The organism is Ligilactobacillus saerimneri DSM 16049, from assembly GCF_000423265.1.
Classification (GTDB): Bacteria; Bacillota; Bacilli; order Lactobacillales; family Lactobacillaceae; genus Ligilactobacillus; species Ligilactobacillus saerimneri.
The window spans coordinates 1-19,383 of the sequence record NZ_AUHQ01000017.1 but is presented as its reverse complement, the minus strand read 5'-3'; the positions used below and the strand labels follow the sequence as shown (position 1 = coordinate 19,383).

The window sequence follows — 19,383 nt, the reverse complement described above, 5'->3', positions numbered from 1 at the left end:
GGGGAGTAGTGTGGCCGACTTTGAGATGAAAAAGCGCCAAAGTGTGAGTGTCTTTATTAGCCATCTTCGTCAGAGTAAACAACTGCGTCGCTTTGGAGATATCATATATGTTTCGCGGCGGATGAAGTATGTGGTGATTTACATGGATCAAGATCAAGTTACTAGCAATGTACAACGGCTCAAGCAACTTGGCTTTGTGAAAAAAGTAGTCGTTTCACCGCGGAATCAAATTAATATGAATTTTGATGAAACGCTGAGTAAATATCGACTGACAGAAGAAGACCAAGAAAAAATCAAGGATCAGAGTGAAGAGAAATGAGAATTATTTCAGGTGAATACCGTGGTCGCCGGCTCAAGGCAGTGCCGGGGATGAAGACGCGTCCCACAACTGACAAAGTGAAAGAAGCAATGTTCAATATTATTGGCCCATATTTTGCGGGCGGTGTGGCATTGGACTTGTTTGCTGGTAGTGGTGGGCTGAGTATTGAAGGAGTTTCCCGGGGGATGACCACCGCCTACCAAGTCGACCGGCAATATCAGGCAATAAAAGTAATCAAGGATAACAACGCGGTCACAAAGAATCCCGATAAATTTAAAGTCCTGAAAATGGATGCGTGGCGGGCACTAGAATATTTTGTAAAAAAAGGGATTACGTTTGATTATGTGTTCCTAGATCCGCCGTATAAAAAACAGCAGATTATTGCGATGCTAGACGAAATGGTAACTAAAAAACTATTAAATCCAGGTGCGGTTATCGTGTGTGAAACAGATCTTGAGGCTGATTTGCCCCAAGATTTGCCACAATTTGCGGGCTTACGGCAAGCAAAGTATGGTATTACTTTAGTGACCGTTTATCAGTACAAAGGGGCTGAATAGTATGACCAATGTAGCAATTCCTGGAAGTTTCGATCCCATTACTCAAGGACATTTGAATATTATTCAACGTTGTGCCAACTTGTTTGACCAGGTGCATGTTTTGGTAATGACCAACACTAGTAAAAAAAGTCTGTTTACCCTGGACGAACGGGTAGACTTGGTTGCTGGTGAAGTGGCGCCACTAAAGAATGTCACGGTCCATGGCTTTGCTGACCAGTTGACAGTTGATGCTTTGCAGCAGTTGGATATCCAGCTGATGGTTCGGGGAATTCGCAGTGCTAGCGATGCGGAATTTGAGCGTCAAATTGCGGGGTTGAACCATCAACTTGATCCGCAGATTGAAACTTTATTTATGCCCTCTGAGCCAGAGTTCAGTGTTATTGCATCAAGTATGGTAAAAGAGATCGTTCGCTTTGGGGGCGATGCTTCGGGGATGCTTTCTTCCCGAGTATTACAGGCGGTGAGAGCAAAGTATGCGCAAAAATAATAAGAAAATATTTGGTGGCATTTTAGCTGCAATAGTCATATTGCTATTTATGTTATTGCCGTTGCCATATTATATTGAATCACCTGGTGGTGCTGAAAACATCAGTCACTTCATCAAAGTGGATGGGCATCGCTTGAAAAAGCGGGGGCAATACCAATTAGTGTATGTCCAAATGCAACGGGCAACCCCATTTACGTATGTAATGCACTTTTTTAAGCCCCATACGGATGTTTTGTCTGCTAGTGAAGTTATGGGAACAGACACCAATTACCAAGAATATTCCCGAATTCAAAAGTATTATATGGATAGTGCTGTTGCTAATGCCAAGTATGTTGCACTGCAAAAGAGTCACTATCCAGCGCGTCTGGTATATCAAGGAATTTATGTTATGCAAGTACAAAAGAATTCTTCATTTAAAGGGCGCTTAGCTGTGGGTGACGTGGTTGAGAAGGTTGACGGGAAGCAATATACCACAGCGGCTGGTTACCAAAAAGCTGTCAACCGGGGCCACCATGGGCGCAAGTTAACACTGACGGTGTTGCACCAAGGAAAAGAAAAACAATTGACCGGACACACAGTTAAACTGGGTAACAGTAAGCGGTACGGAATTGGGATCATTATGAGTGACCGCCTAAAAGTTAAGACGCCGGTCAAAATTACCGCCAATATGGAAGCTATTGGTGGACCTTCTGCGGGGTTGATGATGACCCTGCAGATGTACGAACAGCTAGGTAAACACAATCTGTTGCAGGGAAGAAAGGTTGGCGGAACCGGAACCATTGCGCCGGATGGGAGCGTTGGCGAAATCGGTGGCGTTGACAAAAAGGTTGTTTCCTGTGCTCGTTCTGGTTGTCAAATTTTCTTTGCACCCGAAGAACATTATCCTGGCGAAAAATCCAACTATGAGGTGGCCCAAAAAACAGCTAAAGAGATTCATACTAAGATGAAAATAGTGCCAGTTAAATCAGTAGATGATGCGATTGCTTACTTGAAAAAAACTGCATAATTTTCCTGAAAGTCTGCTAGTATTAGCAGGCTTTTTTCGTATTTAGTTTATTAGGAAGGAGGAAAAATATGCAGTGGCAATATGTAACAGAATGGATTAAGGAGCATAAGCAACAGTTCTTGCTTTATGGAGGGATTGTTTTTTTATTAGTTACTATCGGTATCATTTTTAGTTGGCGGCGGGGGACATCTAGCCACAAAGCACCAGTTACGCCCCGGGTGGCCTCTTTGTCGACTAAAGTTGCTACATCACCTGCGCCGCCAGAAGCCAAGCGTTCTTCCCCAACTAAAGAAGCAGCGCTCTATGTTGACATCAAAGGGGCGGTTAAACATCCCGGTGTATATAAGATAGCTAGCAATGAACGGGTGAGCACGGTTATTCAACGGGCAGGGGGATTATTGGAGCAAGCAGATCTTCAGCAAGTTAATTTAGCCCAGAAATTAGCTGATCAGGCGGTGATTTATATCCCCCGGGTTGGTGAGGAAACAGTGGGGGAGTGCGTAACTTTTATTGAACAGCCAACTACTGCAACAGCGCCAGCACCGGCGTCAGGCGCTACTAGTACGTCCACTGCGGAAGGAAAAGTTAATTTGAATACAGCCAGCAAGGATGACCTAACTAAATTAACGGGAATTGGTCCGAAAAAAGCTGAACAAATTCTGGCATACCGGCAAGAGCACGGAGCATTCAAAAGCATTGATGAGATCAAACAGGTATCAGGCATAGGAGAAAAAACCTTTACAAGTATTAAGGATCAACTGACGATATAAGAATGACAATGTTATACTTTATACAAATGAATTTGAGGTGAAGTTAGCGATGAAAAAGGATAAGCGGATTCCATGGAATCAATATTTTATGTTACAAGCAATTCTATTATCGATGCGGAGCACCTGCGAACGCTTGTCAGTCGGGGCGATCATTGTACGGGACAACCGGATTATTGCTGGTGGGTATAACGGGGCTGTTTCAGGTGACGACCACTGTATCGATGTTGGTTGCTACATTCGGGATGGTCACTGTATGCGGACAATTCATGCTGAAATGAATGCGGTCCTCCAATGTGCAAAGTTTGGTATTCCGACAGCAGATGCCGAGATTTATGTGACTGATTTTCCATGCTTGCAGTGTACCAAGTCCTTACTGCAGGCAGGAATCAAGAAGATCCATTATTTGCGCAACTACAACAACGATGAGTATGCAATCCGACTGCTGGAACGGAAACACGTTGCCGTTGAACAAGTGTCAGTTGATCCAAGCTACTTGAATAGCGTTATTAAGGATAAGTTTTAGATATTGCGTCAACAGCTAGTATTTTATCTAGCTCTTGCTACGGTTTGTCTTAGCCTACTGGTAACTAGTAGCCACAAGCTATTATTTGCCTTAGTATGGGTGCTATTAACACTACGGATCATTTGGGCCCAACAAAAGTCCTGGCTAATAGTGTGGCTCATCTGGAATATAACTGCTACTGCATGGTTAAATTGGCGGAGCCACGACCTGAACTTGCCCCCAGGTAATATCACTCATGCTCAGTTTCAAGTTTATGCTGATGATGTCGAAGTTGACGGTGATCGGGTCGCATTGGTCGGGACTTTAGTGGAGCAAGAAAAGCTACCTAAGGTTCGGGTCCAAGCTTACTACTATTGTCACGATCAGCGTGAGCAAGCCTTTTATTGTCAAAATAAGCACAACCTGGTATTGACCATTGCTGGGCAAGTACGTCCAGTTAGCGGGCCTACCAATGAGAACCAGTTTGATTACCGCCATTATCTAGCTAGCAAAAGACTGGCGGGGGTTTTGACTATTAAGCAAATTCGGCGAGTTGCTGTTGCCCGTGGGACGCCAGTAGGGATGGTGCATCATTGGCGCCAGCAATGGCGGTTATATCTGGAAAAACTACCGTATTACTTGAAATGGTACAGTAAGGCGTTGCTTTTGGGAATAAACGAGACAGCTGAGCCCCTCTATACAGATATTCAGCGTTTGGGTTTGATATATCTTTTTTGCTTGTCAGGCATGCACGTTTTTTACTTGGTTACCCTCGTTCAAAAGTGTGGTCAGTATCTTCATATTAGTCGGGAAACGAGCAACTGGATATTACTAGGGATCTTGCCAGTTTTTTTGATTATAGCAGGCCAGAGTCCTAGTTTGATACGGGCTGTTTTAATGGTCGAATTAACGATTTTTTTGCGGGATATTTTACATTATCCTGTGCATAGCTTGACCATATGGGCAGTAGTGTTATCAGGTAACCTATTGTGGAGTCCGTTTCAGGTGCAGATGTTGGGATTTGAGTTAAGTTATTTGTTGACGATGGTCTTGTTATTGAGTCAAGAAATATCAAGTTTACGGCTAGGTGTCCGGCTAAATCTGGTTAGTTTTCCGCTCTTGGTGTGGCATACTTTTCAGTGGAATTGGCTCACCATTCCCTTATCACTAGTGGTCATGCCCGTGTTTCAGGTACTTATTTTACCTAGTACAATTGTCGGTAGCATTTGGCCTGGCGGATTTAACGGGTGTGAGGAGATTTTGAAAGGCATATCTGCCGTATGGGAAAGCATGGCTAAGTGGCCAACTACGATTACATATGGGAAACCTGCCTTAATTACTGTTATTGGTATGATAAGTATGCTCCTCTATCATCAGGTAGCAGTCCGCAAAAAGATAGTAAAGATACTGTTAATGAGCATGCTGTTGCTTAATTATGGGATCATTCATTTCCCTTTAAGTGATGAAGTAGTCTATTTTGATATTGGACAAGGAGATGCGACTCTGTTGCGCCAGCGTTTTAATCGGCAAGTAGTTCTGATTGATACTGGTGGGCAGGTGTCGTTTAACCGTGAACGGTGGCGCCAACGTGCGTCAAGAAGGACGAATGGGGAAACAATAATTGTAAACTATCTGTTGAGCCAGGGAATTGATCATCTGGATGGATTATTATTGACACACCAAGATACAGACCATACAGGGAATATGCCAAGTATAATGTGGCGTATTGCTGTTCGAGAAATTTATGTTCCATGGGGGATGGAACACAATCAACATTTTCGTAATAAGATCCAAGAACCAACTACTATCCACCCAGTGGTTGCAGGGAGCAAACTTCCATTTCGGGGCATGACGGTGTTACATCCAATTCAAAAAGGAATGGGGAAAAACGAAGATTCAATGGTCCTAGTATATAACTGGCAGCAACGGTGGTTCTTTTTCTCTGGTGACTTAGACCAGGCAGGAGAAAAAGCAATTCTGCATCAAAATCCTGATCTTAAAATCGACTACCTTAAACTAGGCCACCATGGGAGTAAAACGGCGACTAGTATTGAGTTATTACGCCAAGTTGAGCCACAAATAGCAATAATATCAGCCGGAAGAAATAATCGTTACCATCATCCCAGCGAAGAAACGGTTACCAAACTCAACGAAAGAAAAATTCCATTTATGAATACCGCAGAGGTCGGGATGATCAAAATTAAAAAAGGCTGGCATGAGGAGATTATGACGTTTTCCCCCAATGAGCAGGCTGAACACAAGTAAAGAATAGGTGATGAAATGGCAATTAATAAAGGAACTATTACGATTAACAAGTTGTTTGAACAACTAAAACAGGGAGAAGTAGCACCTGTTTACTTGGTGTTGGGGGAAGAAAGCTATTTTCTCAACCCGATTAAAGAGGCGTTCATGGGATTAATCGCTAGTGAGCAAGCTAGTTTTAATATTGGTCAATACGATATGAAAACTACCCCCTTGGCCCAAGCAACTGACGATGCTATGTCAATCCCGTTTTTTGGTGAGCGCCGGTTGGTAATAATCAAGAATCCAATATTTTTAACAGGCGAAAAGACTAAAGGTAAGATTGAACATGATACAGCTAGTTTTGCTGACTATCTCCAAAATCCACTTTCGTCAACTGTTTTAGTGATCTTTGCGCCATACAAAAAGCTCGATGAACGCAAGAAAATTGTTAAGCAGCTCAAGAAGAGTGCAGTCATTGTTGACAACAGTGTAATGAACGAATTTGCAGTGCGCAATTACTTTGCTAACAAAGTGACTGAGGCAGGATTAACGATTGATCGGGCAGCATTAGACCTAATTTTAGAGCGAACAGATGCGAGTTTGCAGTTAATGATGAATGAGTTGCCCAAGCTCAAAGTAGCAGTTGGCGAACAAAAAAAGATAACAGAAAAAATCGTTGATGCAGTGGTGACCCAGACATTGGAGCAGAATATTTTTCGCTTAGTTGATATTGTTCTCGCTAAAAATGTTCCAGCTGCCCTCCGCGTATATCATGATTTATTGACACAAAAGATTGAACCCCTGAGTATCAATTCGATCTTGATTAGTCAGTTCCGCTTGTTGTTGCAGACGCAAATTTTACGGAAGCATGGGTATGCGCAGGGAAATATTGCTGCCGTCCTCAAAACCCACCCATACCGGGTAAAGCTAGCTATGCAAAAGGCTAACCACTTTTCACGGCAAGATTTGAAAGAAGCATACTTGGGGTTGGCTGAAATTGAAGAGAAACTAAAATCCAGCCGTCAGGATCCTGAATTAATGTTCCAATTGTTCATGCTAGAATTTAGCAGACGAAAAAATGTCAGCTAAAAAAAGCGAGTAGGAATTATCCTACTCGCTTTTTTTAAAAGGTAATTATTCAATTACTTGTTAGCATTTAAACGTGCAGCTAAACGTGCTTTATCACGGGAAGCCTTGTTAGCCTTGATTAAGCCCTTAGCTTGTGCCTTATCGATGGCAGCAACTGCTTTGTTAAACAAAGCTTCAACGTTATCAGAACCAGCTGTCACAGCCTTTTCAAAAGTCTTAACAGCAGTCCGCATTGCGCTCATTTGGCTTGCGTTCTTGGAACGAGCTTGTTCGTTAGTCTTAACGCGCTTGATTGCAGATTTGATGATTGGCATGAAATTCACCTCCGCCTACTTATATGATTCCGTATCGGTCATCATTAATTTTTAACATTAACCATTATACAAGAGCACTATCAACAATGCAATAAAAAAATCATTAACTGTCAAGATTATTTCCTTGACAGAACTCTTTAAAGAGGTAGTTGCATTTTGTGGTGACTTCTAGTATATTAAGTGATGTTGTAAAACGACCTCTTACTTAGTATACCCGCTTCACCGGCGGTCAACTCGGTTTGAGGTGACTTTAAAATGAAAGGTGGAAATAGACAATGGCTATTTCAAAAGAAGAAAAGAACAGAATTATTGCTGAATACGCAACTCACGAAGGCGACACTGGTTCCGCCCAAGTACAAATCGCAGTTTTAACTGCTGATATTAACGAATTAAACGAACACATCAAGCAACACAAGAAGGACTTCGCTTCTCAACGTGGTTTGATGAAGAAGATCGGTCACCGTCGTAACCTTTTGGCTTACTTACGGAACAATGACTTACAAGCATATCGTGAATTGATCAAGCGTTTAGGCTTACGTCGTTAATATTTTTTTCCAGCAAGGTGTTATCGCCTTGCTGTTTTTTTATGCAATAAACTTTTACCAAGTGAATGTGTGCTATAATATATATTCAAGATAGGATTTACGGTTTGACAGCAAAGGAAGCTTGATTTGCTGTTTCTTTTAATGAAGAGAGGTAACAGAAATGAATTTTGATAACGCAAGAATTATTACTGCGATGGTTACTCCATTCAATCAAGCAGGCCACATTGATCGTGACTTGCTAGCTAACTTGATTAACCATTTATTAGACCATGGTTCTGAAGCTTTATTATTGTTGGGGACGACTGGTGAAGCACCAACATTGACCCATGATGAAAAGATTCAGCTGGTTCAGTGGGCCACAGAAATTATTGCTGGGCGAGTACCATTGATTGTGGGAACAGGTTCTAACAATACGGCACAGACAATTGCCTTTACCAACGAAGTGGGGCAGATTGCTGGGGTTGACGCAGCCTTAGTGGTGGTTCCGTACTACAATAAGCCTGACCAAGCAGGAATGATTGCTCACTTTACTACTGTGGCAGACAACGTTAATTTGCCGATCTTTATGTACAACATTCCTGGGAGAACTGGGGTTCAAATGAATTTAGCAACGGCAGTTCAGTTAGCTCAACATGAAAACATCATTGGGATCAAGGATTGCCTAGGGAACGAAAACTTGGCCCAATTGGCTGAATTAACACCAGATGACTTCTATGTTTACAGTGGTGAAGATGCTGATGCTTTAGATGCACGGATGTTTGGAGCACAAGGGATCATCTCTGTTGCCAGTCATATCTATGGCGATCAAATGAAAGAAATGTATGATGCGTTTGATGCTCATGATACAGCTAAAGCAGCTGCTATTATGCGGCGGTTAATGCCAGCAATGGGAGCATTGTTCTCCCACCCATCACCAAGCCCAGCCAAGGCCGCTTTGAATCATCTCGACGTTGCCGTAGGTGGTTGCCGGCTTCCTATCCTGACGCTTAACGCGGAACAAGAACAAGAATTATTTAAGAAATTAAAAATCTAACTATAAAGTGAGGTAAGATAATGAGTTCAGTTAAGATTATTCCTTTCGGCGGGGTACGTGAAAACGCGAAAAACATGTACGCTGTTGAAATTAATGATGAAATCTTCATCTTAGACTGTGGACTCAAGTATCCAGAAAACGAATTACTTGGTATTGATATTGTGATTCCAGATTTTGAATATCTGCGGACACGCAAAAAAGATATTGCGGGGGTCTTTTTAACCCACGGCCATGCTGATGCAATTGGGGCTTTGCCATATTTTGTCAGCGAATTTGATGTGCCGGTTTTTGGATCGGAACTAACCATCGAATTAGCCAAGATTGCTTGTGAAAGTGAAAGCAAGGCTAAGCAATTCAACGATTTCCATGTGGTGACGGAGAAGACAGAGATCGATTTTAAGCATGCAACGGTGTCATTCTTCAAGACGACCCACTCAATTCCTGAATCATTAGGAATTGTCTTGGGCACGGATGAAGGAAGCATTGTATATACTGGTGATTTCAAGTTTGATCAAACGGCAGCTGCCGGATATCAAACAGATTTTGCTCGCTTAGCCCAGATTGGGCAAAGTGGGGTGTTGGCTTTGATGTCAGATTCAGCCAACGCAGAAAATACTGACAACCGGCAACAAGTTGCTGATGAATATGAAATTGCTGACCTGATCAGTTCTAACTTCGAATACCAGGCTGGACGGATTATTGTGGCATGCAAAGCTTCTAATATCTTGCGAGTTCAGCAGGTTTTGAATGCGGCAGCGGAAAATGAACGGAAAGTCTTTTTGACAGGTCGCGACCTCGAAAAGATTGTGCAAACAGCCATCAGATTAGACAAACTCCACTTGCCAGAAGATGATTTGCTAGTACCAATTTCCGAAATTGGTAACTACAAAGATGACCAAATTGTAGTTCTTGAAGCGGGGCGGTCAGGAGAACCATTAAAGTCACTACAAAAGATGGCATTGCGACGGCACAAAAATATCGAATTGCACAAGGGTGACTTGGTATACATCACGACGACCCCATCACATGCAATGGAAACAATGGTGGCCAAGACCCGCGATATGATTTATCGCGCTGGCGCAGAAGTTAAGGCAATTTCGGACGAAATCAACTCATCCGGGCATGCTAGTCGTAACGACTTGCAATTGTTAATGAACTTATTGCAACCACGGTATGTAGTCCCAGTTCAAGGTGAATACCGGCTATTGGCTGCTAATGCCGAATGGGCCAAAGAATTAGGAATTGCGCCGAAGGATATTTTCATTCTTAGCAAGGGTGATGTCTTAGAATATCAAAAGGGCAAGATGCTTGTGGCCGAAAAGATCACGGTTGGCAATACGATGATTGATGGTATTGGTGTGGGTGATATTGGTAATATCGTCTTACATGATCGGAAACTGTTGTCTGAGGATGGTATTTTCATCGCGGTGGTGACGATTGACCAGCGAAAGCGAAAAATTATTGATTCACCAAAGATCACTTCGCGCGGTTTCGTATACGTTAAGAACAGTCGTGACTTGATGAATGAAAGTGCTGAGATTGTCCGTAAGTCAGTCCAACAAAATCTTGATAATAAAGAATTTGACTGGAGCCAGTTGAAGCAAGATGTTAGAGATAAATTGAATCACTTCTTGTATGAGCAAACTGGACGCCATCCTGTTATCTTGCCGGTAATTATGGAAGTTAACCAATATAACCACCGGCGGAATAAAGGTCAGTCCAATAAGAAAGACAATGCTAATTCAGGCTCTACAAAAGGCAAGGGGACCAAGAAACGGCCTAAAAAGCGTGAAAGCAACAATAAAGCCACTGGACCTAAGAAAAAACAAGCACATCGCGCTCGGCGGACACAACGGAAGAAGCCGGCTTCAGCAGGAGAAAATAAAAAGAACTAAGTAGTCAAAACGAAGGTCGGAGTTACCTTCGTTTTTTGGCTTATGGGGAGGAAAATATGGATGTTAACGTAACTGCAGGTGAGCAGTTTTTAGAGCAAAAAAATTATGCCGCTGCTTATGAAAAATTCTTGCAAGCATATGTCAGCAAAAAATCAATGCGGACGAACCATTTGCTGTTTACGGCTGCCTTTGCTGGCAAGCAGTATGCCGATGCCTACGCAATTGCTGCAGATTACTTAGCCGAGTACATTGCTGATGATGCACTATTTTCAAAGTATCTGAAAGCAGGTGTTATGGCAGGTAAAAATATTAACGTTGTCCAGCTATTAATCCTGCTAACACCGTACATGACATCTGCTGAAAAAGAAGCATGCCAACAGGTAGTTGCGACAACTCTTACTCGCTATCAGCAGGAACATCCTGAAATAAAGAAGAAGTGGCAATACTTAGGAGCGTATTCTGTGTTTGAACAGCGGGATTTGTTTGCTATGGCCCATGCTTTGCCGACTACTGATTTTATTGCTTATAGTCGCCAATGGCTGGTTGATAGCAATGTGCACCCTATACTACGAGCAAGTATTGTCGATGATCTCCGGCAGTTAGGTGTGACAGAAGAAGTGGCATTAATCAATCTCAACCAGGAACAAGTAACGGTTATTCCGGCTCAATTACCTGCGGTGGAACAGACTGAAATCGGGGAAAAAGTTTTAGCCTCATTACAGACAACAGCTAATGAAGCCTTAGTAGGTGAGGTCAGACTACGCTTACAAATTATGTACCCCTTTGTCTTTAAAACGCTCACGTCTGAACAAATCCAAATGATTGCTATGGCACCATTAAATACTACCGTTCCTAGTGAGAACAAGTTGCTACAACGCCTAGAAGCAGCGCTGCAAGAATGGGTAGTTTAACGGTATTCATGCTAAAATAAAGATGAGGTTTACTCAGTAAAGCAGGGGGTGATTTAGCTGGCAAACATGGAGGAGCGCAAGATAATTCATGTTGATATGGATGCTTTTTATGCAGCCGTGGAAATGCGGGATCATCCCGAGTGGCGTAACCTCCCCTTGGTAGTGGGAAGAAATCCGCGCCAAACAGGGGGACGGGGTGTAGTGGCGACTGCTAACTACCATGCGCGGCGCTATGGAATTCATTCTGCGATGAGTACGCAAAAAGCATGGGAATTGTGTCCCCACGCGGTTTTTAAGCAACCTGACTTTGCTAAATACAAACAAGTTTCCCAGCAGATTCATACTATTTTTCATGAGTATACTGATATTGTAGAATATGTTGCTTTTGATGAGGCATATTTGGACGTTACACAAAACAAAAAGCAGCTTGAATCAGCAGTGGCGGTAGCGGCGGCCATTCGGAATGATATCGAGCAAGTGACGGGGCTAAATTGTTCGCTGGGAATATCCTATAATAAGTTCATGGCTAAATTAGCTTCAGATTACTGCAAGCCGGCGGGAAATACGGTGATTGATGCAACGGATGCGCTAGCCTTCTTGTTTCCCTTGCCAATTGCTGCCTTTCGGGGCGTGGGGAAAAAGACTTTGCCTAAAATGCTGGCACTTAATATTCAAAATGGTGCCGACTTGTACCAGTGGAAACAAGCAGATTTGATCAAAGAATTTGGCAAGTTCGGTTATGTCCTCTATGAACGCGCACGGGGAATAGATCGTCGTCCAGTTGCTGCAACGGCACAACGAAAGTCAGTTAGTAGCGAACGGACCTTTGATCAACCGCTAACGACGCGGATTGAAGTTACGACGGAATTAACCAAGTTGGCACAACGGGTAACCCGCGAGTTAGCTCGTCATCATCTACATGGCAAGACAATTGTTTTAAAAGTTAGGAATAGCGATTATGAGACATTTACGAAACGGATCACATTAGCAGATTACGGAGCAACAGAAGTTGGAGAATTGGTCGAAGAAGGCCAGAAGCTGTTTGATGCGATTCAAGCTACGGTGATTGATGTCCGTTTGCTGGGAATAGGGGTAACTACCCTAGAGTCAATTGATTATAAAGATATTAATCTTGATTTGAAACTTTAAGAATTATATTTAGGTATTGTATACTTAATTATTAATAGTGATGTGAGGAGAAAAATGACAGTAGAACAACAAATTATTGAAAAAATTAAGGAGTTTGACACGATTATTATTCATCGTCACCAGCGCCCTGATCCGGATGCTTTTGGCTCGCAGTGTGGCTTGGCGACAATTTTGCGGGCTTCTTTCCCTCAAAAGCAGATCTACCAGGTAGGTAAGGATGAACCTGGTTTGGCTTGGATTGGGCAAGAACAAGAAATAGCAGACTCCGTTTATGCTGATGCTTTGGTAATTGTTACTGATACAGCTAATCGGCCCCGGGTCGATGATGACCGTTATCTTACGGGTAAGTTCTTGATTAAGATTGATCATCATCCGAATGACGACCCGTACGGGGACTTGATGTTGGTGCGGCCTGAGGCTTCCAGTTGTTCAGAGCTCATTGTAGATTTGGTCAACGCTGCTGCGGGAACTTTAGTCTTGAATCAAGAAGCGGCTGCTAAGTTGTATGCTGGGATTGTTGGTGATACGGGACGTTTTATGTATGCTGGTACTACTGCGCACACGATGGAAGTAACGGCCCAACTGATGCACACAGGGATTGCGGCTGCGGCGATTAACCGGAAACTGGATGAAATCAGCAAGCCTGAGGCCCGTTTGGCAGCCTATGTTTTACAAAATATGCAATTTACCGCACATGATGCTGCATATATTGTCCTGACTAAGGATGTCTTAGCAGAACTAGATTTAGGCGATGCAGGTACATCTTCTGCGGTTCCGTTGTTGGGTAAGATTGCACAAATTATTTGTTGGACTGTATTTGTTGAACAGCGTGACGGGTCATACCGGTTACGAATTCGGTCCAAACGTCCTCATATCAATGAGCTGGCTAAGGAATATGGTGGTGGTGGTCACCCATTGGCAAGTGGCGCGATGATTAGCGATGCTACCCAGATTCCTGAGTTTGTTGCTAAGTTAGATCAGATCGCCGCTAAGGATACAGGAGATACAGAATAATTTATGAAATTTACAGATTTTGAATTTAAACCATTTATTAACGACGCACTAGCAGAGATTGGCTTTACAGAACCAACGGAAGTACAGGAACGTTTGATTCCGATGATTCTAGATGGACGCAGTGTGGTTGGGCAGTCACAGACTGGTAGTGGGAAAACCCATGCCTTCTTGCTACCTATCATGCAGAATGTGACCGCTGATGACTATGTGCAAGCTGTAATTACAACCCCTAGTCGGGAATTAGCTTATCAGATTTATAAAGCTGCTAAACAAATTGTTCAGCATGCGGATCAGACGATTCAGGTGGTTAACTATGTTGGGGGAACAGACAAGCACCGCCAAGTAGAAAAATTACAGCACCACCAACCACAAATTGTTATCGGAACGCCAGGACGGATTCTTGATTTGATCAGGACTAATGCCCTTGATATTCATAAAGCACATTATTTTGTAGTTGATGAAGCTGATATGACGCTTGATATGGGCTTTTTAGCCCCCGTAGATGCGATTGCGTCCACAATGCCACAGGACTTACAGATGTTGGTCTTTTCAGCTACCATTCCGGTTAAATTACAGCCGTTTTTGCGTAAGTATATGAATAATCCAGTAGTGGAAGTAGTAGAAACCAAGACGGTAATTAGTCCTACTATTGAAAATATTTTGATTTCGACCCAGGGGAAAGACCGTAACCGGTTGATTTATCAACTGTTGACGATGGGAGAACCATTCTTGGCGTTGGTTTTTGCCAACACGATTAAGCGGGTTGATGAATTAACCGCGTATTTACGGGCACAAGGATTGAAAGTGGCTAAAATCCATGGGGACATTCAACCCCGGCAACGGAAACGAATCATGCGTGAAGTGCAGCAATTAGACTATCAGTTTGTCGTTGCAACGGACCTGGCAGCCCGGGGAATCGATATCGAAGGTGTTTCGCTGGTAATCAATGATGACATCCCAGAAGATTTGGAATTCTTCATCCACCGGGTTGGTCGGACAGGGCGCAATGGAATGGCCGGGACGGCAATTACTTTATATGGTCCGGGTGAAGACCAGATGATTGTTGAACTAGAAAAGATGGGGATCCACTTCAAGCCGCAGATGTTGCGGAACCATGAGTTGGTGGATTCATATGATCGTAACCGGCGGGATAAGCGTCGTGTAAGACAACAAAAACTAGATCCACGTCTGGTCGGAATGGTTAAAAAAGAAAAGAAAAAGCGCAAACCAGGCTATAAGCGCAAAATTAAACAAGCTATCCAAAAAGATCGCCAACAAAAGAAAAAGTTAGAAAAGCGGCAAGTACGGCGCCAACAACGGCGGCGGGGTTAATAATATTATCCAGAAAGAAGCTGGGGGAAAATGCTATTTTCTCACCAGCTTCTTTTTTGTTAATCTGACTCACAGATAGTATAGAAAAACAAGTGCCAATCTAGTCGCTGAGGGCAAACGAAGATCGTTACATCTGCGTTATTCCTCGTCTTGGTTTAGCCAAATGACTTGCTGTGTAGGTTAAAACATAATTTATTGATATTGATTTTTGTTGCTTTTATAATTAATGGGGCACATGCTGAGTTAGTTTAGGTGATAGGGGGATATTTGATGAAAAAATTATTCTTAAAAATTATGGTAGGATGTCTTGGTTTGTTTTTGGTTAGTGGGTCTGTCCAGGCTAAGAAGGTATCCAATAAGAAAATCAATAAAATTGTAAAGAAAATGACGTTGGATGAAAAAATAGGCCAAATGTATGTCAGCCCCAGTTCAGGCAATATCGATACCATGATTTCCGATAGCAAAAACTACCATTTGGGGGGGATCGTTTTATTTGGAAGTGACTTTGCCAAGCAGGATGCACAAGCAATGAAAGCTAAAGACCAGGCACTGCAAAAAGCAAGTCGATACGGTGCCTTCATTGCGACGGATCAAGAAGGAGGGACTGTTTCGCGATTAAGTACATATCCAGGACTGACTAATAATAGGAAATTTCCTGCACCCCAGACGGTGTATAAGCAAAAAGGTATGGCGGGAGTGGTTACTGAGTATAGTGCTGTAGCCAAAATCATGCATGGCTTGGGGATTAACTGGAACTTTGCTCCGGTTGCTGATGTTACTACTGACCAGGGAAGCTTTATTTATCCGCGAACTTTAGGTGAAAACTATCAGATAACGGCTAACTACGTTAAACAGGTAGTGCCAGCGATTCAGAAGCAAAAGGTCGGCGCAACACTGAAGCATTTCCCTGGCTATGGGGCAGCAGCTGACACCCACGTCGGTTTTGCGAGTGATAATCGTAGTTTGGATGTCTTTCGTCAGAATGATTTTTTACCCTTTGTGGCCGGGATCAAGGCGGGAGCTGATTCGCTATTAGTAGGTCATGTGGTAATAAAAAGCGTTGATGGCAGCAAGCCAGCCTCTTTGTCCAGGCCGGTTCATGATTTGGTCCGTAAGGAACTCAAGTTTAAAGGAGTTATTGTCACTGACGATATGAACATGGGGGCAGTCACTAAGTTTGCCCAGGAAAAGAAGATTAATGCGGATGTTTTAGCTGTTATGGCGGGCAATGACATGCTTTTAAGCTCAGATTATAAGACTGGAATTCCGGCGATTAAAGCTGAGATTAAGCGGGGAAATATTTCTACTAAACAAATTAATCGGTCGGTAACGCGGATCTTAAAAATGAAGGCTAAATTAGGCATCCTTAAATATTAAATTTTTATAAAGATAATGGTATAATAAGTCTACTAATAAATACAAAAAGGGATGATTTAGATGAAATATTGTACTAATTGTGGTGCAAAGCTAAAAGATGGTGCAAAGTTTTGTACAAGTTGTGGTCAAGCAATTGTTCAGAAAACTGAACCAAAACCTGTGTTAGAAGAAGTAGTAGCCGAACCACAATCACAGCAACCAGTGGTAGAGAAACAAGCAGTGACAGAAAAAGTATCCTCCCAGCCTGAGCCACAGCCCAAGGCGGTAGAGCAGGCTGAAGCAACGGCTCAACCACAACCTGCTCCAGCTGTCAAAACAGCTGTGGTAAATAATGAGAAAATGAAGCAGGTTGCTGGCAATTACTGGAGCTGGTTAGCTAGTGCCTGCAAGAAGCCTTTTACACCCCAAGAGGGACCGAAGTATGCGGGAGCAATAACTTTACTGATTGAAGGAATCCTCTTTGGGTTATCAATTATGCTCTTGATTAGAAAGATTGCTAGGGCAGTAATGAGCGTTGCCAGTGCATTGATCAATTCATTTGTTACAGATTACCCAACGATTGAAAGCCGGGTTGGATTTTACGTGTTCTTTGCTTTCTTTTCAATAACAGTGATCGCAGCATTTGCAATGATTGGGGTTAACTACTTGGTTGAGCAAAGTTTTTCAGAAGCTAAACACCCAAATTTTGTGACAATGATCAATAATATTGCACATAAATCAGTTTATCTATTGCCATTGAACTTGTTGTTCCTATTAAGTGTAATGATGATTTCTGACCAAAACTTGAGTGGGATGAAATTCTCCCTGGTAGTTATTGGTTTGATGTTAGCTGTCTGGACAATTGCTATTCTTGCCACAGGTTATGAAATCGTTAAGCCAAAGTTTGATAGATTTTATGCAACATTTGCGATCTATCTGGTTGATGCAATTATTTATTATATTGCATATTCCGTATTATACGGAGCCTATTACGAAGTATTTAAAGAAGTTATTGACCGTCTGTTGAATAACTAAAGACCAGCAAGGAGGAGTAAGCAATGGCAGCTAACAAATTTTGTCCTAACTGTGGACATCCAGTCAGTGAAGATGAAAAGTTCTGCGCAAACTGTGGGCAGGTACTCCAGGAAGCTGAGCCTAGTCAACCTGCGGAATCTCAGGAAGTCCAAGCAGAACCAGTAACTCCTGAGCCACAGCCAATGGCGGAACAACCGCAAGAACAAGAGATACAACAATATAGTCGGCAAAGTCCTGCTAACCAGTCCAAGAAAACGAATAAAGGAATTGTAGCGGCTGTAATTGTTTTAGTAGTGCTGCTGGGAGGCTACCTCTTTGGGCGCAACTACTATACCAGCGCTAAACAGATGGACCGCTTTTTGACAGAACTAGCCGACAGTAAAGGGGACGTGTCACCATACCTGACTAGTAGTGATTCTTCGTTAGAGATTTCAAAGGATGAAGCCAATGCATTTCGGAAGATGTTTACTGGTGATCAAAAGACAATTGATGGCTTGAAGAGTGCCTTAACCTCGAATATGACCTATGGCAGGTGGACTTGGGTCAAGTCTGGTCACCGGTTACTAGTGTTCCCAGCTTATAAGCTCCAAGTTGAACCGGTATATGTGAAATTGTATACCAACCATAGTGGGGTTAAGGTATACCGGGATGATAAGAAATTAACAACGACAACCGCTGCTTCCCAGGTAGTTAAAGTTGGCCCAATCTTACCAGGGCGGTATACTTTCAAAGCTACAGGTACTGTAAAGGGTAAGAAGCTGAGTTCAGTCAAAACGGAATACATTACATACGGTAAGGATAACCAGGTAAAGTTGAATCTGAAGACAGCTACGTTTACTGTCCAGGGGCCAGAAAATAGTACGATTTATATCAATGGCGAAAAAGTTGGTTCATTGGATAAGGATGGTAAAAAGAAGTTTACGGATTATCCATTAACCGATGGGGGTAAATTGTACTTGCAAACTAAGTTCGATGGCAAGACGGTCAAATCTAAGACGGTTTCTATCGAAAAGGAACTTGATAAAGGTAACAATACGATCACCCCTGACTATGACGGGTTGGTTGATAAAGAAGCCGCTGAAGAACTGCTGGCGGATGCCTTTTCAGGCTTGAAATATGGCGAAGATAGCTCTGTGGCTGATGATGACTTTATTGATGGCGAAAATAATGATGGTTACAATGAGTTGGTTGCTTTCTTTAACAGTATTGGGGACAATCTGCAGGACGTTAAAGTTGTTAAGGTCAACAGTATTGCACCTTTGGAAAAGAACAAAGCACGGATCTCATACTCCGTTAAGTATCGTTTCAACAATGAAGATTCAGTGAAGATCCAACAGTTTACTTATAACAATGCTGAGATTGAAAAAGAGGATGGCTCATACAAGATCAAAGCAATTGGTAAAACCGGGACGGAACCTGATTGGGAACGGACACTGGAAGACTAATGGCGTTAAATCCACCACAATTTATTTATTAAATAGCAGACGCCAATTGCAATAATAAATTGAACACTTGCCAATAGCATCTGGTAGATTTTGACTATCTGTGTCGATAAATATGGTCAAGCTCTATGTCAAAGCACTCTTCTGGAGTCTTGTAGTTTAAGATCTTTCGAGGAAGAGAGTTGCACCATACTTCGATCTTAGCAATGTCTTCCACGCTGTACTTATCTATCCGGTCTCCCTTAGGAATATAGCGTCTGATAAGCCCGTTGTGCCGCTCTACGCTACCTTTATCACAGGATGTATAAGGGTGAGCATAATACACAAGCGTCTTGGAAACTTGCTCAAGATTTGATAGATCCGCGAACTCGGAGCCGTTATCG

At 42.7% G+C, this 19,383-nt stretch carries 20 protein-coding genes; 18 read left to right on the top strand and 2 right to left on the bottom strand.

Translation table 11 applies throughout. The features are described from left to right. Positions 1 to 10: 10 nt before the first annotated feature. From G541_RS0105625 to holA, 8 genes are all read left to right on the top strand, one after another. The gene (locus tag G541_RS0105625; RefSeq protein ID WP_009551828.1) at positions 11 to 319 is read left to right on the top strand and encodes a YlbG family protein; all 309 of its coding nucleotides are present in this window, start codon (positions 11 to 13) and stop codon (positions 317 to 319) included. Continuing rightward, positions 316 to 876: a 16S rRNA (guanine(966)-N(2))-methyltransferase RsmD gene (rsmD, locus tag G541_RS0105620; RefSeq protein ID WP_027826797.1), complete on the top strand. Its 561-nt coding sequence runs from the start codon at positions 316 to 318 to the stop codon at positions 874 to 876. The genes G541_RS0105625 and rsmD overlap by 4 nt, the downstream gene beginning before the upstream one ends. A 1-nt stretch (position 877) precedes the next feature. After that, complete coding sequence (gene coaD / locus G541_RS0105615; RefSeq protein WP_027826796.1) at positions 878 to 1,363, top strand: pantetheine-phosphate adenylyltransferase; 486 nt, start codon at positions 878 to 880, stop codon at positions 1,361 to 1,363. Beyond that, positions 1,350 to 2,369 carry a SepM family pheromone-processing serine protease gene (locus G541_RS0105610; protein ID WP_027826795.1) on the top strand — a complete coding sequence of 340 codons (1,020 nt, stop codon included), beginning with the start codon at positions 1,350 to 1,352 and terminating at the stop codon, positions 2,367 to 2,369. Before coaD ends, G541_RS0105610 begins: the two co-directional genes overlap by 14 nt. 68 nt (positions 2,370 to 2,437) lie before the next feature. Continuing rightward, positions 2,438 to 3,139: a helix-hairpin-helix domain-containing protein gene (locus G541_RS0105605; protein ID WP_035163012.1), complete on the top strand. Its 702-nt coding sequence runs from the start codon at positions 2,438 to 2,440 to the stop codon at positions 3,137 to 3,139. A 49-nt stretch (positions 3,140 to 3,188) separates the two neighbouring features. After that, positions 3,189 to 3,662 carry a ComE operon protein 2 gene (locus tag G541_RS0105600; protein WP_009551819.1) on the top strand — a complete coding sequence of 158 codons (474 nt, stop codon included), beginning with the start codon at positions 3,189 to 3,191 and terminating at the stop codon, positions 3,660 to 3,662. Positions 3,663 to 3,665: 3 nt separating this feature from the next. After that, a complete protein-coding gene (locus tag G541_RS09440) occupies positions 3,666 to 5,906 on the top strand; it encodes a DNA internalization-related competence protein ComEC/Rec2 (RefSeq protein ID WP_051174571.1) in 2,241 nt (746 codons plus the stop codon). A gap of 15 nt (positions 5,907 to 5,921) precedes the next feature. Further along, positions 5,922 to 6,974, top strand: coding sequence for a DNA polymerase III subunit delta (gene holA, locus G541_RS0105590; protein ID WP_051174570.1), 1,053 nt, complete (start codon positions 5,922 to 5,924; stop codon positions 6,972 to 6,974). A gap of 53 nt (positions 6,975 to 7,027) precedes the next feature. Here holA and rpsT read toward each other — a convergent pair whose 3' ends face one another. Beyond that, positions 7,028 to 7,288, bottom strand: a complete 261-nt coding sequence (rpsT, locus tag G541_RS0105585) for a 30S ribosomal protein S20 (protein WP_009551813.1) — start codon at positions 7,286 to 7,288, stop codon at positions 7,028 to 7,030. 275 nt (positions 7,289 to 7,563) lie between these two features. Here rpsT and rpsO point away from each other — a divergent pair, with 275 nt between their 5' ends. The 10 genes from rpsO to G541_RS0105535 all read left to right on the top strand — a co-directional run bounded on the left by rpsO (position 7,564) and on the right by G541_RS0105535 (position 19,003). After that, positions 7,564 to 7,833: a 30S ribosomal protein S15 gene (gene rpsO / locus G541_RS0105580; RefSeq protein ID WP_009551811.1), complete on the top strand. Its 270-nt coding sequence runs from the start codon at positions 7,564 to 7,566 to the stop codon at positions 7,831 to 7,833. 160 nt (positions 7,834 to 7,993) lie between these two features. After that, positions 7,994 to 8,866: a 4-hydroxy-tetrahydrodipicolinate synthase gene (dapA, locus tag G541_RS0105575; protein ID WP_027826792.1), complete on the top strand. Its 873-nt coding sequence runs from the start codon at positions 7,994 to 7,996 to the stop codon at positions 8,864 to 8,866. A 20-nt stretch (positions 8,867 to 8,886) separates the two neighbouring features. Next, positions 8,887 to 10,761: a ribonuclease J gene (locus G541_RS0105570; RefSeq protein ID WP_027826791.1), complete on the top strand. Its 1,875-nt coding sequence runs from the start codon at positions 8,887 to 8,889 to the stop codon at positions 10,759 to 10,761. Positions 10,762 to 10,817: 56 nt separating this feature from the next. Then, positions 10,818 to 11,672 (top strand): hypothetical protein, encoded by an 855-nt coding sequence (locus G541_RS0105565; protein WP_027826790.1) that lies wholly within the window; start codon positions 10,818 to 10,820, stop codon positions 11,670 to 11,672. A 66-nt stretch (positions 11,673 to 11,738) separates the two neighbouring features. Continuing rightward, a complete protein-coding gene (gene dinB, locus G541_RS0105560) occupies positions 11,739 to 12,821 on the top strand; it encodes a DNA polymerase IV (RefSeq protein WP_027826789.1) in 1,083 nt (360 codons plus the stop codon). A gap of 54 nt (positions 12,822 to 12,875) precedes the next feature. Next, entirely contained in the window at positions 12,876 to 13,835 is a 960-nt protein-coding gene (locus G541_RS0105555; RefSeq protein ID WP_027826788.1) for a DHH family phosphoesterase, read from the top strand. 3 nt (positions 13,836 to 13,838) lie between these two features. Then, a complete protein-coding gene (locus G541_RS0105550; protein WP_009551799.1) occupies positions 13,839 to 15,167 on the top strand; it encodes a DEAD/DEAH box helicase in 1,329 nt (442 codons plus the stop codon). Positions 15,168 to 15,437: 270 nt separating this feature from the next. Further along, entirely contained in the window at positions 15,438 to 16,544 is a 1,107-nt protein-coding gene (locus G541_RS0105545; protein ID WP_027826787.1) for a glycoside hydrolase family 3 protein, read from the top strand. A gap of 60 nt (positions 16,545 to 16,604) precedes the next feature. After that, on the top strand, positions 16,605 to 17,558 hold the full coding sequence (locus G541_RS0105540; protein WP_027826786.1) for a DUF6574 domain-containing protein: 954 nt from the start codon (positions 16,605 to 16,607) through the stop codon (positions 17,556 to 17,558). A gap of 23 nt (positions 17,559 to 17,581) precedes the next feature. Continuing rightward, the gene (locus tag G541_RS0105535) at positions 17,582 to 19,003 is read left to right on the top strand and encodes a zinc ribbon domain-containing protein (protein ID WP_027826785.1); all 1,422 of its coding nucleotides are present in this window, start codon (positions 17,582 to 17,584) and stop codon (positions 19,001 to 19,003) included. A 94-nt stretch (positions 19,004 to 19,097) separates the two neighbouring features. Here G541_RS0105535 and G541_RS09435 read toward each other — a convergent pair. After that, the coding region (locus G541_RS09435; protein WP_035163010.1) for an IS30 family transposase at positions 19,098 to 19,383 on the bottom strand (286 nt) is incomplete at its 5' end.